General features: G+C 60.4%; 15 protein-coding genes. 9 read left to right on the top strand and 6 right to left on the bottom strand.

All coding sequences use genetic code 11. From position 1 onward, the window contains the following. Positions 1 to 14: 14 nt before the first annotated feature. Positions 15 to 839: a FliM/FliN family flagellar motor C-terminal domain-containing protein gene (locus KUV46_08010; GenBank protein ID QYI99303.1), complete on the bottom strand. Its 825-nt coding sequence runs from the start codon at positions 837 to 839 to the stop codon at positions 15 to 17. Positions 840 to 1,085: 246 nt separating this feature from the next. Here KUV46_08010 and KUV46_08005 point away from each other — a divergent pair, with 246 nt between their 5' ends. From KUV46_08005 to KUV46_07985, 5 genes are read left to right on the top strand one after another with little or no spacing between them, the layout of a single operon-like run. After that, complete coding sequence (locus KUV46_08005) at positions 1,086 to 1,910, top strand: OmpA family protein (protein QYI99302.1); 825 nt, start codon at positions 1,086 to 1,088, stop codon at positions 1,908 to 1,910. 60 nt (positions 1,911 to 1,970) lie between these two features. Continuing rightward, complete coding sequence (locus KUV46_08000; protein ID QYI99301.1) at positions 1,971 to 3,275, top strand: flagellar hook-basal body complex protein; 1,305 nt, start codon at positions 1,971 to 1,973, stop codon at positions 3,273 to 3,275. A gap of 28 nt (positions 3,276 to 3,303) precedes the next feature. Continuing rightward, a complete protein-coding gene (gene flgK, locus KUV46_07995) occupies positions 3,304 to 4,743 on the top strand; it encodes a flagellar hook-associated protein FlgK (GenBank protein QYI99300.1) in 1,440 nt (479 codons plus the stop codon). Between the two features lies 1 nt (position 4,744). Then, the gene (locus KUV46_07990; GenBank protein ID QYI99299.1) at positions 4,745 to 5,731 is read left to right on the top strand and encodes a hypothetical protein; all 987 of its coding nucleotides are present in this window, start codon (positions 4,745 to 4,747) and stop codon (positions 5,729 to 5,731) included. Positions 5,732 to 5,735: 4 nt separating this feature from the next. Further along, positions 5,736 to 6,848 (top strand): flagellar basal body P-ring protein FlgI, encoded by a 1,113-nt coding sequence (locus tag KUV46_07985; protein ID QYI99298.1) that lies wholly within the window; start codon positions 5,736 to 5,738, stop codon positions 6,846 to 6,848. Between the two features lie 48 nt (positions 6,849 to 6,896). Here the strand turns inward: KUV46_07985 and KUV46_07980 are convergent, their stop codons facing one another. The 5 genes from KUV46_07980 to fliF are packed head-to-tail and all read right to left on the bottom strand — an operon-like array spanning position 6,897 to position 11,165. Continuing rightward, positions 6,897 to 8,000, bottom strand: coding sequence for a hypothetical protein (locus KUV46_07980; GenBank protein ID QYJ02316.1), 1,104 nt, complete (start codon positions 7,998 to 8,000; stop codon positions 6,897 to 6,899). Beyond that, positions 7,997 to 8,776, bottom strand: a complete 780-nt coding sequence (gene fliP, locus KUV46_07975; protein QYJ02315.1) for a flagellar type III secretion system pore protein FliP — start codon at positions 8,774 to 8,776, stop codon at positions 7,997 to 7,999. The genes KUV46_07980 and fliP overlap by 4 nt, the downstream gene beginning before the upstream one ends. Then, a complete protein-coding gene (locus KUV46_07970; GenBank protein QYJ02314.1) occupies positions 8,760 to 9,083 on the bottom strand; it encodes a FliM/FliN family flagellar motor switch protein in 324 nt (107 codons plus the stop codon). The genes fliP and KUV46_07970 overlap by 17 nt, the downstream gene beginning before the upstream one ends. Next, the gene (locus KUV46_07965; protein ID QYJ02313.1) at positions 9,083 to 9,679 is read right to left on the bottom strand and encodes a hypothetical protein; all 597 of its coding nucleotides are present in this window, start codon (positions 9,677 to 9,679) and stop codon (positions 9,083 to 9,085) included. Before KUV46_07965 ends, KUV46_07970 begins: the two co-directional genes overlap by 1 nt. Further along, entirely contained in the window at positions 9,672 to 11,165 is a 1,494-nt protein-coding gene (gene fliF, locus KUV46_07960) for a flagellar M-ring protein FliF (protein QYJ02312.1), read from the bottom strand. The genes KUV46_07965 and fliF overlap by 8 nt, the downstream gene beginning before the upstream one ends. Before the next feature lie 162 nt (positions 11,166 to 11,327). Here fliF and KUV46_07955 point away from each other — a divergent pair, with 162 nt between their 5' ends. The 4 genes from KUV46_07955 to KUV46_07940 are packed head-to-tail and all read left to right on the top strand — an operon-like array spanning position 11,328 to position 13,698. Beyond that, positions 11,328 to 11,840, top strand: a complete 513-nt coding sequence (locus KUV46_07955; protein QYJ02311.1) for a flagellar basal body-associated FliL family protein — start codon at positions 11,328 to 11,330, stop codon at positions 11,838 to 11,840. Positions 11,841 to 11,844: 4 nt separating this feature from the next. Then, positions 11,845 to 12,351 carry a hypothetical protein gene (locus KUV46_07950; protein ID QYJ02310.1) on the top strand — a complete coding sequence of 169 codons (507 nt, stop codon included), beginning with the start codon at positions 11,845 to 11,847 and terminating at the stop codon, positions 12,349 to 12,351. A gap of 14 nt (positions 12,352 to 12,365) precedes the next feature. Next, positions 12,366 to 13,025 carry a hypothetical protein gene (locus tag KUV46_07945; GenBank protein QYJ02309.1) on the top strand — a complete coding sequence of 220 codons (660 nt, stop codon included), beginning with the start codon at positions 12,366 to 12,368 and terminating at the stop codon, positions 13,023 to 13,025. 58 nt (positions 13,026 to 13,083) lie between these two features. Further along, a complete protein-coding gene (locus KUV46_07940; GenBank protein QYJ02308.1) occupies positions 13,084 to 13,698 on the top strand; it encodes a ribonuclease D in 615 nt (204 codons plus the stop codon). Positions 13,699 to 13,768: the final 70 nt, after the last annotated feature.

Genomic DNA, 13,768 nt, shown 5'->3' with positions numbered 1-13,768 from the left:
GATATTTCCCTCGTTCAGGCGCCCGATAGCTCCTGAACGAAACTTTCCAGCAGGGGCGAAGTCAGCTTTATGGCGCGTCTGTCTTTCCAGTTGCCTAATTCGGCCTCACCGATTTCCACAGGCCCGGTCAGCGTCTCGGCATGCAGGTAAAGCTTGCCGTCCTCTGCATCGGTCAGCGGCAGAACCTGGCCGACCTCCAGGCGCGAACAGTCAGCCACCGTGATAGGCAGCTTTGCCAGCACGGCATCAAGGCCAACACTTGAGCGCCGGATCGACTGGATCAGGTTTGACTTGTTTACGAGAGGCTTCGGTTTCGCGTTCGACGCGGCCGCCCGGTCTAGGCGTTCGGCGTGGGCGGTCAGGCTTTCGACGTCATAGTAGAAGTCCAGGCGCCCACTCGGTTCGACATCGCCGCGGCCAAACAGGTTCACCGTCACGCAGACGAGCTTCGGACCGTCGACAAAGACCTCCGGCAGCCCGGCTGGATCTGCGACCATAAAGTCATCGGGAAGCGGCAGGCCCGCCGGAACAGCGCGCGACAGGTCCCCCATCAACCGGCGCACTGGCTTGTCACACATCAGGCGCAGGAAAAGCGGCGGCGCGATCTCTACATGGGAGAGGTCTTCTTTCAGACGGCGCGCGACGAAACGCTCAGCGAGGGCCGCACCAAGCGAAATGCCGTGAAGGCCGCCCGTCCCGCGTGGTAAACAAATATAGCCGAATTTTTCACGAATACGGACTTTGGCCTGTTCGGTCGCACACATCGACTTGGCGCCGATCTGGGCCTTCATTTCAAAGCCCAGAGCCTCTTTCAGCCACGTCTCACAAGCCTTCGCCATGGAGGCCCAGAGCGGCTCACATTGCAGGAGGGACGGGGGTAATCCGCCCGCAGACCTCATCATTTTGAGCAATGTTTCCGACACGCCAGCCCCTCAGCTGATTGGCTATTTCTCCACAGTCCGGTGTCGATGGATTTGGTAAACGTTTCGTTAGAGAAGCCGCGCCAATCGCGTCCCCTGCCTAGACGAAGCGTCAGCGTCTCTCTGCTATTGGAGATGCTGAAACTGCAGAAAGCGGGTCTTCTCATGGCACAATCGCCGTCCGACGCTCACCACGTCACGATCATCAAGCGCAAGAAAGTCGTCAAAGGCGACGGGCACCATGGCGGGGCCTGGAAAGTCGCATATGCCGACTTCGTGACCGCGATGATGGCGTTCTTCCTTCTCATGTGGCTGTTGAACGCGACGACCGAAGACCAGCGCAAGGGCATCGCAGACTATTTCAACCCGTCCATTCCTGTAAGCCGTGTGTCCGGCGGCGGCGCCGACGGCCTGAATGGCAGCTCGCTCATGGCTGAAGACGCAGCGGTGAAAGTTGGCACCGGCGCAACGGGCATTGGCGACGGCCAGTCGATGGAGCAGCAGCGCCATACCGACATACAGCGCGACCTTGAGCAGATGCGTGAAAAGCTGGGCGAAGACCCAGAGCGCCTGTCGGAACATCTTATGGTCAAGATGACCCCTGAAGGCATCGTGCTTGAGATCGTTGATTCCGAAAGCCGTCCGCTTTTCGAACTCGGCCGCAGCGAACCAACGCCGCTTATGACAAATCTGCTCGATGCTGTGTCAGGTTCGCTCAACACGTTCGAGAATGACGTGAAGATTGTCGGCCATACCGATGACAGGCCATTCCGCGGGGCGGCAGGCTATGACAACTGGCGCCTGTCTTCTGACCGCGCGAACACGGCTCGTCAGCTCCTTGCGGCAAACGGCTTCCCGGCTGACCGTGTAAGAGAGGTTTCCGGCCGGGCAGATACAGACCCGCTGGTGCCTGGCGACCCGTCGGCTGCACGCAACCGCCGCATCTCGATCACCATCATGACAGATGCCCCGGGGCCCGCCGCGAGCTAATTATCCGTCTATTAAACATTCAGCTCCACTTTCAGAGGAAATCTGACAAAGGAGTTGTCAATGAGTATCTCTTCGTCCCTGAATGCAGGAGTAATGGGGCTGAATTCAAACGCGAGCCGTTTGTCCACGATCTCCGACAATATCGCGAACTCTTCGACTTACGGCTACAAGCGCAGCGTCGCAGACTTTTCCAGCATGGTCATCCAGAAACAGGCCTCCGCCTACGCGGCTGGCGGTGTGACCGTGAACACCTTCAAGGATATCCAGCAGACCGGGTCGCTCATCAATACGGGCAACTCGACCGATATCGCAGTTGGCGGCCGCGGCCTCCTGCCAGTGACCGATGGTGCTGGTGTTGGTTCGCTGGCATCTGAACGCGAGCTCATGCTGCTCCCGACCGGCTCTTTCTATGCAGACGAGTCCGGCAACCTTCGCACCCAGAGCGGCATGTTCCTGCTCGGTTGGGCCGTCGATAGCGATGGCGGCATCGGCACAGTCAGCCGCAATAGCGGTGCAAACCTTCAGCCGGTGAACATCTCGGCGTCCCAGTATGTTGCCTCGCCGACCTCCCGGATTGATCTTGGCATCAACCTGCCTGCGGATGCGACGCTCGCAGGCGCTTCCGGCCAGCCATATGATCTGCCGATCGAATATTTTGACAATATCGGCCGTGCACAGACCCTGTCTCTGTCCTTTGTCCCGAACGTGCCGACTGACGGCGCGACCAATCAGTGGACGGTGCAGGTCTTCGATAGCGCGACGGACGGCACAGACCCGATTGCAGAACTGACGCTCGACTTCACGGATGCTGTCGACCAGGGCGGGCGCCTTGAGGATGTCACGGCAGCGACCGGAACCGTCTATGACGAGACGACCGGGATCATGACGCTCACCCTGCCTCATGGCGATGTCGACGTAATGGTCGGCAGGCCAGGCGGCACGACCGGCGTGACGCAACTTTCCGCACCATTCTCGCCAACCAATGTGACCAAGGACGGCGCACCGATTGGTGACCTTCAGTCGGTCGAAGTCGATGAAAAAGGCTTCCTGCAGGCTGTGTACAACTCCGGCTATCGCCGTGCGCTTTACCAGATCCCTGTCGGTGACGTGCCGAACATGAATGGTCTTCGCGCCAAGGATGGTCAGGCTTTCTCCGTCTCGGCTGAAAGCGGCAACCTCTATCTCTGGGATGCAGGTACGGGTCCTGTCGGTGAAGTCGCAGGTTACTCCCTGATGGAGTCGACCACGGACATCGCTGCAGAGCTGACCGACCTCATCGAAACGCAGCGCGCCTATTCGTCGAATGCGAAGATCGTGCAGACCGTCGATGAGATGCTTCAGGAAACAACCAATCTGAAGCGCTAGACCAGTCGCTGAGCGCGGGGGCTAACCCTTGAGTCTGTCAAACGCCATCAATACCGCCCGCACCGGTCTCCAAGTGACCGGCTTGCGGGCGGATATGGTCGCAACGAACGTTTCGAACGCGACGACGCCGGGCTATATCCGGCGCTCGGTGCTTGTCAGCGAACAGATCACCTCGACCAATCCATCCGGCGTGCGGGTGGACGGCGTCGGCCGCGCAACGAATGATCCGCTGACGGCGCAGCGTATGGCGTCCGGCAGCGATCTGGCTCAGGCCAGCGTTATGGCATCAACCTGGGCGTCGCTTTCGGCGCGCCTCGGCGACAGTGTCGATGGGACGGGCCTCTTCTCCAAAATGTCAGGGTTTGAGTCCGCGCTCGCGAATGCCGCGGCGACACCTGAATCCCAGGCAAATCTCAACGCCATAGTCGACTCGGTTCGCGCGCTCGCATCCGAGTTCAATAGTCTTTCAGATTTTGTCTCCTCTGAACGTATCGACGCAGACCGCGAGATCGCGAACGGCGTGGAAACCGTGAACGATGCGCTGAGGCAGATTCAGGCCATCAACTCACAACTTTCGGGAACTGACAGATCATCGGCCAAGGCCGCTGCGCTGATGGATGAGCGCCAGCGCTACGTCGATACGATCTCCGAGTTCGTTCCGGTCCAGACCGTCCAGCGCCCTGCAGGCGCGATTGATATAATGACCAAGGAGGGTGTCTTCCTTCTGGCCGGCAGCGCGCGCGAGATTGAGTTCTCGCCTGCCGCAGCTGTCGGCCCAGGTGACGGTATCGACACTGGCGCTCTTTCGGGCATCAAGGTCGGCAACGTGGATATCACGCCCGGTGCGGCCTCCTATGGCGCGATCTCCAGCGGGCTTTTCGGAGCGCTCTTCACGCTTCGTGATACAGACCTGCCCGCCTTCCAGGACCAGCTCGATACGGTCGCCAGCGATGTGCTGGCGCGTCTCGATAATGCAGATCTTGCAGGCGGGGCGAATACGAGCCTGCTGATCGACCCTGACCCCGGTGCCGGCGTCGGCGTGGCCGCCCGCATTTCGATCAATCCGCTCATTGATCCGCTTCAGGGCGGTCAGCTCAGCCTGCTGCGCGATGGCCTCGACGCCGTTGCACCTGGTGATGCCGGTAATGGCCGCCTCTTCAATGCGATGCTGGACGCGATGTCCTCCAACCGCTCACTGAGCAGTGGAGGGTTTCAGGGAAGCTATACCGCAACTGGCCTTGTCGCTGGATTTGCGTCACGCACCGGACAGATGCGCGTGTCCAGTGAGGCCGTTCAGGCTTCAACCGCCGCCCAGCACTCGATCATGGTCGAAGCTGAGCAGAAGCAGACAGGCGTCGATGTCGACGCACAGATGCAGCTACTTTTGGAAATCGAGCAGGCCTATGCCGCGAATGCGCGCGTCATTGAAGTCGCCAACCAGATGATGCTCAGATTGATGGAGCTCTAGGATGATCAACAAATCCTATCTCGCCAATTCCGTCACGACGCAGCTCAGCCGGGATATCCAGTCTATCCGTGAGCGGATCGACAAGACCTCGAGCGAGGCCGTTACTGGTCGCACGTCTGACCCGACCGCACACCTCTCTGGCCAGATCGGCAGGGCCATGGTGGCGAACGACGCGCTCAACAAGATTGACCGCGACACGAGCCTTCTTCAGATCCGCGAAAGCCGCCTTGATATCACGCAGCAAAGCCTCTCGCGGATGCAGGAAGGGCTGGCTGAGATCTCAGTACGCGCCCTCGACAGCCTGAGCGCTGGCTCGCCTGTCGAACGCACCGCGCTTGCGCGCGATGCGCGGGCCCAGCTTGATGGCGCGCTGATTGCGCTCAATTCCCGTCATGGCGAACGCTTCCTGTTTTCGGGCGATGCGACAGACAAGGCGCCCTTCGGCTCGCCTGAAGACTTCATGACGGATCTGCGCGCAATCGCAGAGGCCGCCACCGACAAGGCAGATTTCGACGCGAGGCTCGATGCCTATTTCGACCTCGACACGGGTGACTTCGCAAACAGCTTTTATCGCGGTTCCAAGACCAGCTCTGACGGCGATGCCGTCACCGGGCTCGACCCCGCTGTGGTCCAGACACTTCGCAGTCTCGGTGTGCTCGCCATGGCTGCCCCGGGCGACGGCCTCGACGACCTGCCCCGAAGTGATGCGCTTGAAGCCATTTCATCGTCGGCCGACAGTCTTGTTCAGGCCGATGCCGCACTCACGCAGCTTCGCGCCGCGAATGGCATCCTTCAGGAACGCGTCGCGACCGGACTCGACAGCCTCGCCAAGGAAAAAATCGTACTGAACAACCTGCTGGAAGGCATGACCTCCCGCGACCAGTACGAAGCCGCCGCCGAACTCAAGGCCCTCGAGGCCAGTCTTGAAGCCTCTTACATGCTGACCGCGAGACTTTCGCAGCTCAGCCTCATGAACTTCCTAAGGTGATCTGATGAAGCCGATCCTCGCTCTTCTCGCCCTCGCAGCCCTCGCTGTTACGGCCCAGCCTGCACTTCAGGCCGACGCGCAGACCCGGATCCGCGATGTGGTCGACGTAGAGGGTGTGCGCCAGAACGATCTGATCGGTTACGGCATCGTGGTTGGCCTCAACGGCACCGGCGACTCGGTGCGAAACTCCCCGTTCACCGAGGATTCGCTCACCTATATGCTCGAACGCCTTGGCGTGAACGTGCAGGGTGAGGACATCAAGCCGGACAATGTCGCAGCGGTGCTTGTCACCGCGACGCTGCCATCTTTTGCCCGAAACGGCTCCACGCTGGATATCTCGGTGGCCTCAATCGGTGACGCCGAGAGCCTTGAAGGCGGCACGCTGGTGCTGACCCCACTCAAGGGCGCCGACAATGAAGTCTATGCTGTCGCCCAGGGCAGTATCGTTGTTTCTGGCATCGATGTGAAAGCAGACGGCGCACGCGCCCGCCGCGGGACACCAACACAGGGCGCCATCCCGAACGGCGCGCGCGTCGAGCGCGAAATCCCCTACCAGTTCAATGACCGCAACTCGCTGGTCTTGGCCCTTCGTGAGCCGGACTTCACGACCGCGGCGCGCATCGAAGACACGATTAACGCCGCAATCGGCTCGCCCGTCGCCTTTACACGCGATCCGGGCACGGTCGATATCGACCTTCGCAGCCTGCAGGGCTCCCCTTCGCGGGTACTTGCCAGCATTGAGAACCTTCCGATCGAAGTCGCTGTCCCCGCCCGCATTGTGATTGACGAGCAGTCTGGCACGATCGTCCTCGGCAAGGACGTCACCATTTCACGCGTCGCCATCGCGCAGGGCGATATTTCCATCAAGGTGACCGAGACACCGGTTGTGTCGCAGCCGAACCCCTTCGCCGATGGCGAGTCGATTGCCCTGCCCCGTTCGCAGATCGAGATCGGCGAGACAGGCTCACGCAATATCGCAACGCTCGACGCCAACGTGACGCTCTCGCAGCTGATCGCAGGCCTCAACGCGCTCGGCGTGTCCCCGCAGGAAATGGGCGACATCATCCGCACCATGAAGGCGGCAGGCGCCCTGCACGCAGATCTGATTATCCAGTAAGTAAAGTCAGGTCAGAGCGCGAAGGGACAGGACTTTGTCCCTGCTCTGCTAACCTGCTTTCACAGGCGCTTTTTCCAGCGTGATCAGGCCGCGGCGCTTCATCGACATGAGCGTCGTCAGGAAAGTGCGCTGCGTTGCTTCGGGGTCCTCGACCGGTGGTCGGTTCGGGTTCGAGAGTGCGTCGCGGTATTGCACCGCGAGGCGAGAGGAAATGTTCTCGAGCAGATAGTCCTGCACCCGCTGGGCCGGGCCGGTCAGGGTCGCGAGCACTGGCACCAGCACGTCCTCACCAAGTTCCTTGAAGACAACCGGCACCGACTGACGTGCCAGGATTTCCGGGAGGCCTTCAATCGTGAACATGACTTTCTCGATGCTCTCGAACTTGTCCTCATGCTCGGTGCGAATGAAGGACATGATGCGCGCGCGCGTATGGTTCGGCAGCAAGCTGAGCAGTTCGCCGACGGATTCCGCGTTCCCACTGCCCGAATCCTCATTCGTCTGTACCTGATTGAGAAACTCGATCTCGACCATCTGGGCGACGACATCCTCAATCTCGCTATCGACATCCTCGCCGCCCACAAGATACCCGATCGTGCTGTCCAGCATCGGCTCCTGAAGGTGGCCGACCACTTCTGAGGCAAAGGCAACGTCGAGCTTACGCAGGATGATCGCACTGATATTCGCGGTCAGCTTCGACAGATAGGCCGCCACCACCGCCGGCTTGCGCGCTTCAAGGCGCGTCCAGACATCGCTCGACTTCGAGACGGGCTGGGGCTTTGGCATTTCGACATTGCCGAAAACGATATCGGCGCGGTTTTCATCAAGGAAGCTGGAAACGATTTCCCGCGCGCGCTCACGTCCACCCCGGAATGAGCCGTTGGTCGCGCGAAGCGCCTGGAGGAAGTCCATGACGATTTCGGTCAGCTCTTCACGGCCGAGATAGGAAACCGCCTCAAGCTCATTGGCGACCTGCGCAAGCGAAGCATTGTCCAGCTTTTCGACGATGGGACGCGCGGCCTGCTCGCCCAGCATGGCGATGACGACAGCCGCCCGCCGTGCCGGCGGGATCGCGCCAACCTTACCGGATGCGGCGCCGCCTCGGGCGCGCATCTGGGTGACGTTCGATCCGGGCTTTGTCGCAGCCTCGCTCATCCGGCATATCCTCTTACCAGTGCCTCGGTGATCTTCAGCCAGCCATCGGCCAGCACGAAGAACCCGATCTTGAATGGCAGCGACACGACGGTTGGCGGAACCATCATCATGCCGACGGCCATCAGGACAGACGCTACGACGAGATCAATAACAAGAAATGGAAGAAAGATTACAAATCCGATCTGAAATGCATGTTTAATTTCAGAAAGCATGAACCCGGTGGCCAGCATCGAGAAAGCTGGCTCCTCGCCTTCGACGATGGGCCGGTTGAGCGCATCGCCCAGCACGCTGAGCGTCCCCGGTTCGACACGCGCGGTCATGAAGGTCCGGAATGGATCGGTTGTCTGCTGCCAGGCAACGGCCTCATCAATCGTGCCGTCGATGTACGGCGAGACACCATTTGCCCATGCCTGGGTGAAGGTGGGCTCCATGATGAAGAAGGTCAGGAAGATGGCGAGCGCCATCAGCATCATGTTTGGCGGGGCCTGCTGAACGCCGAGCGCCTGCCGGATGAATGAAAACACGATGACCAGGAATGGCAGGCAGGTCACCATCATGGCGAGGCCCGGCACAAGGCTGAGCACCGTCACGACAAGGAACAGGATTATGACGGTACCGCTCAGCCCGCCTTCGCCGTCCTGACCAAGCACAGCATCCAGCGCCGCGCCCGCATCGCCAGCTTCCTGCGCGTGCGCCGCAAAGCCAAGGATAAGGGCAAAGGCAATCAGGCTGGCGAGACGCAGGATCAGGCCACTATCCCTAGCCTTCAGAAGCATCAGCCTCTTCCGCGATTTCAGTGATCTTGACGGCAATACCGCCATTGTCAGTCTCGACCAGCTCGCCGCGGGCGATGAGCTTGTCATCGACCATCAGGCGGACCGGATCTTCAATGCGCGAGTCGAGTGCGATGACGGAGTCTGGCGTGAGGTCGAGCACTTCCTGAACGCTGAGACGGCGCTGGCCGACCGACACGGTCAGGGTGACAGGCACGCCATAAATCGCGCGGCGAAACTGATTGACCGGAGAGGTATCTCGCCGGTCTTCGCTTTCGTCGCTGCTTGGCTGAACCTCAGGATTTGCCATCACTCAGTCTCCTGTTCACTCGGCCGCTCGCTGCGCAGATGCCCGATACAGGCTTCCAGCAGACCATCGAAATCGAAATCCAGACCCCCGCTCTTCCAGCTGACATCGACGCGGTTTCCGCAGGCATCTTCCTGTGGGATCACGTTGCAGATATCAGCCAGCTGCTTTGAGCGCTGGATCGTCTCATACAGCTGCTCAGCCAGATGTGGTTCGGCCTTTATGTCAATGCAGACCTCACCGGGCGGGATCATCTTTTCCAGATGGAGAGAGATTTCTTCAGCAAGGAAGCGACGGGCAAGTCTCGGGAAGAGCCGCTCTGCGATCGCAGCGATGGACGCGGCCGTCTGGCGGCGTGCATCCGCCTCGATCTTCTCGACCTTGCCAGCCAGCGAGTCGAGGATGAGCTGAACCTCACCCATCTGCCGACTGAACTGGCTGTCCTGTTCGCGCCGGCGCTTTTCCATCTCGCGCTCATGGGCCTGCTCAAGCTCAGCCAGCCTGTCGCGCGGGTTCTGGGCAGGTGCGGCTGCCGCGACCGATGCGCCCGCGTGAACAGAATCGAAGTTCGGAAAACGGGAAAAGACGGCCCTACTCATTCACAGCTGCCTTTCTGTCTTCGCTCAGCCAGGACTGAAGCAGGGCGACTGCCTCGTCCGGACGCTCGCGGGTGTAGTCGGAAAGATAGACAAACGGGTCGGGCGATTCTTCGCCGGCATTCTCGGCTGCGTTCGGCGCAGGACCTTCAAGCGCGGCGGTCTCCACCTTTTTCTGAGACAGGAGCGGGCGAACTACGCCGAGGCCAAGAACGATGACGACCAGACCAAGAAGCAGCGCCTGCAGACCCGACCAGAAATAATTCTGGACCAGCGTCTCAACCATGGTTGGCGCTGTTACCATGTCAGGCACTTCAGCGACCTGGAACGGCATGAGCTCCACCGTCAGCGTATCGCCCCGCGCTGTGTTCAGACCTGCGCCAGAAAGGATGAGCTGCTCGAAATCGTTCAGGATTTCCTGTGCGGCGGCCTGTGCGGCAGCCGGATCGAGCCCCTCCTCAACAAGCGCGTCCTCATTGAGAAGGACGGCGATGGAGATCCGCTCCACCTGACCTGGCAGAAGTTCTGTTTCGGTGCGGCGCTCATTGAATTCGTAATTGATGCTCTCGGTGGAGTTGCGCATCGTGCTGGAATTGCCTTCACCGCCGCCCGTGCCCTGCGGCAGATTGCTGGCTGCGCTGAGCGCGCCGCTCGTACCAGCGCTGGTTTCGCTGACATCATTAGTGGTGCGGCTGCGCACGATACGTGAGTCCGGGTCTACAGTGCGTTCCGAGATCGTCTGGCGCTGGCGGTTCACATCGACGCTGACGGACACGCGCGCATTACCTGCGCCCACCCGGGCCTCGATCAGCCGCATGATCTTGTCTTCCAGCATGGTCGCCTGATTGTCGGCAGCGATGGATGGCTGGGAGGCTTTCGCAACATTCGGACCTGCAATGACGCCTTTGACCGGGTCGATGACAGCAACGTCTTCTGGCGCAAGCCCCGCAACAGCGAGCGCAACCAGGAACTGGATGGCTTCGGCCTGGCCGGGTGACAGGTCATGCGCCGTGCTCAGCGTGACGGATGCCGTCTGCGGCGTCTGCGAGCGGGCAAAACCTGACCCGAGGCTTGCGCCGATGTGAACTCGTGCGGCCGACACGCCATCTATCGCCAGAATTGTGCGCGTCAGCTCACCTTCCTTGGCGCGCCAGTAGGCGGCATTGTACATTTCCGAAGTTACGGAGAAGCCGTTGACGTCGTCGAGCAGCTCATAGCCTTGCACCGATTGTTGCGGCAGGCCCTGACGCGCGAGCGCATAGCGGACCTGATCGCGCTGGCTCTGCGCAATGAAGATCGAGTCTCCGCGCAGTTCATAGTCGATGCCGCGCTGTTCCAGTTCCTCGATGACCTCACCTGCCGTCGCCGGTTCCAGCTTGGAGTAAAGAAGCGATTTGGGTTCGCTCATCGCGCCCTGGACGAGGAACACCATCGCGAAGATCACACCAAGCACCGCGGCCGCCAGGGCAAGCTGGCGGCTTGGCGGCAAGGATCTCAAGGTCTCTAGAAATTTCATAGCGGATATCAGCCCCGGGTTCTGAAAAGCGCTCCAGATGGAATGATTAATATTTCGGGCGAAATCATTAACGCTTCCTTTACCGGGGATTTACTAAAGCAGCGGTGTGGAATGATGCATTGCCGAGAGGGGCAGATGGCCGCTGATAACGCCCGCAATCCGAACGCAGATGATGCCGCGCCCGCTGAAAGCGGCGGCAATCTCCTTGTAAACTCTGCGATTATTGCCGTCATCTGCGGTGCGGCCGCTTTTGGTGTGGTCTTCTTTCTGGCCCCGTCCGGCGCAACCGAATCGGCCGCCTGCGCGGTCTCTCCAGACGCCCACGGACCTGCTCCGCTGGCGAGCGCCGACACAGGCTATGTCGAGCTGGAAGACATGCTCATTACAGTCGGTGATGGCGCGAATGCGCGTTACGTCAAAGTCAACGCAGTTGTCATGACGCCTGCTGCCGAGGTCGAGGCAGTCCAGGCCGCTTCGCCAATGCTTCAGGATGCCTTCCTGACCTATCTGCGCGCGATCGACATTTCGGACTTCGAGGCAGAAGCCTTCTATCCGGACCTGAAGGAACAGCTGTCGCGGCGCGCCGAACTCGTCCTTGGCGCAGAGCGCGCCCGCGGCGTCCTGATAACCGAATTCATGTTGAGGTAGCGCCATGCCAGAATTTCAGATCACTGACCTTGCGCTTTTCCTCGTCTCGCTCGCAGCCTGCATTTACTGCGTGCAGCTCTCACGCAGGCTGAAATCCCTGCAGGACACACGCGACGGGCTTGGCGCGACCATCATGGCGATGACCAAATCTGTGTCGGCCGTGTCCTCCGCGACTCAGGAAACCCGCAACCAGGCTGGTGAACTGGCCGCCCGCCTCAGCAAGCTGATGAAAGAAGCCGACGCGACGTGCGACCGGCTCGAAGCGCTGGTTGAGCGTGCGGAAGGCTCTGCCCCGCGCCGTCCTGCCCCTGCAACGGCCCGTCCAAAAACCACCTATGAAGAGCCAGCCCGCGAGGCGGCCCCGGCAAGGCTGCCTGCCGGGTCTGAAGGCGGGCTTGAACAATTGATCGACGAAATGCGTGCGCGTCAGGAAAGGCTCAAGAGAGCCGCGCGCAATGGCGACTTCCTTTTCGAAGATGACGAATCCTGGGTCACCCAGAACCATAATTAGGATCTGACGACGATATGGCCGGCAAAGCGCGCACACATGTCCTGATCACGCTCGGTGTCCTCTTCACCGTGGGCGGCGTTGTGCGCATTCTTCCCGACACGCTGGCGTCTGCAGAGAACACCTCGCCGCCAGCCGCAGCCGTTGAAGCGGCCGCCTCTCCTGCCCAACCCGCTGCTCAATCGACCGAAGCCGCACCAGCCACCGCCACGCCTGCCGTGTCAAGCGAGCCTATGGAAGCGCTTCCATCGGAGTTCTGTCTGACTGGAGAAGCCGCCGCAGCGCTCGCCAGCGACCAGAGCGTGCTTCAGGCCCGCTCCGCCGACTTCCAGCAGCGCGAAATCGATCTTCGGGCCCGCGAAGCAGACCTTCGACGCAAGGCAGAAGAACTTGCCGCCCTGCAGCAGGCCGTCGAGGCGCGCTGGGAAGAGATGACGTTGAACGCAGAAGCCGACCTCGAACACCTGACCAAAATGTACAGCGCAATGAAGCCCGATCAGGCTGCGCCCATCTTCAACCAGATGGACCCGAACTTTGCCGCAGGTTTCCTGCGCCTGATGGACAGCGATCAGGCTGGTCTGATCCTGGCGAGCATGCAGTCTGACAAGGCCTATGTGGTAAGCGTCCAGATGGCCAATCGCAACCGCGATATTCGTTCTGCGAGCCGCGCTCCGTAAGGCTTTTCTGCGACTTTACGGTTTGCGTCCCGCAGGAGAATGTCTAAGGCGTCAATGCATGAACAAAATCACCTTACACAAAGGCGATCTGCCTGCCGATCTCGACCTTGGCCGGGAGATTGCCGTCGATACCGAAGCGATGGGTCTCAACCCGTTCCGGGATGCACTCTGTGTCGTCCAGCTGTCGAGCGGCGACGGCACGGCACATGTCGTCCAGCTGGATCGCAGCTTCGACTGTCCGAACCTCAAAGCGATGATGGCGGACACGTCCAGCCTGAAGCTGTTTCACTTTGCCCGTTTTGACGTCGCAATGATGAAGCACTGGCTGGGCATCGATTGCGCGCCTGTCTGGTGCACGAAGATCGCGTCCAAGCTTTGCCGCACCTACACGGATCGTCATGGCCTGAAGGATGTCGCGCGCGAGATCGCAGGCGTCGATATGTCGAAAGCCCAGCAGTCTTCTGACTGGGGCGCATCAGAGCTGACGGATGCACAGCTTCAATACTGCGCCAATGACGTGCTCCATCTTCACGCCATCAAGGCCGGCCTCGAAGAGATGCTCGAAAGAGAGGGCCGGCTGACCCTCGCTCAGGCATGTTTCGATTTCCTGCCAGTTCGTGCACAACTTGACCTTGAAGGTTGGGGAGAGTCAGACATTTTCGCGCACAGTTAGGGACAGACTATCGCCGCAATTAGCGACGATAGGCTAGCTGGCAGGGGGACGCCATTCGCATGGCACGAAG

The organism is Thalassovita mediterranea (genome assembly GCA_019448215.1).
Classification (GTDB): Bacteria; Pseudomonadota; Alphaproteobacteria; order Caulobacterales; family Hyphomonadaceae; genus Henriciella.
Note: the sequence above shows the minus strand (reverse complement) of the source record. Positions and strands in the feature narration are given on the sequence as shown.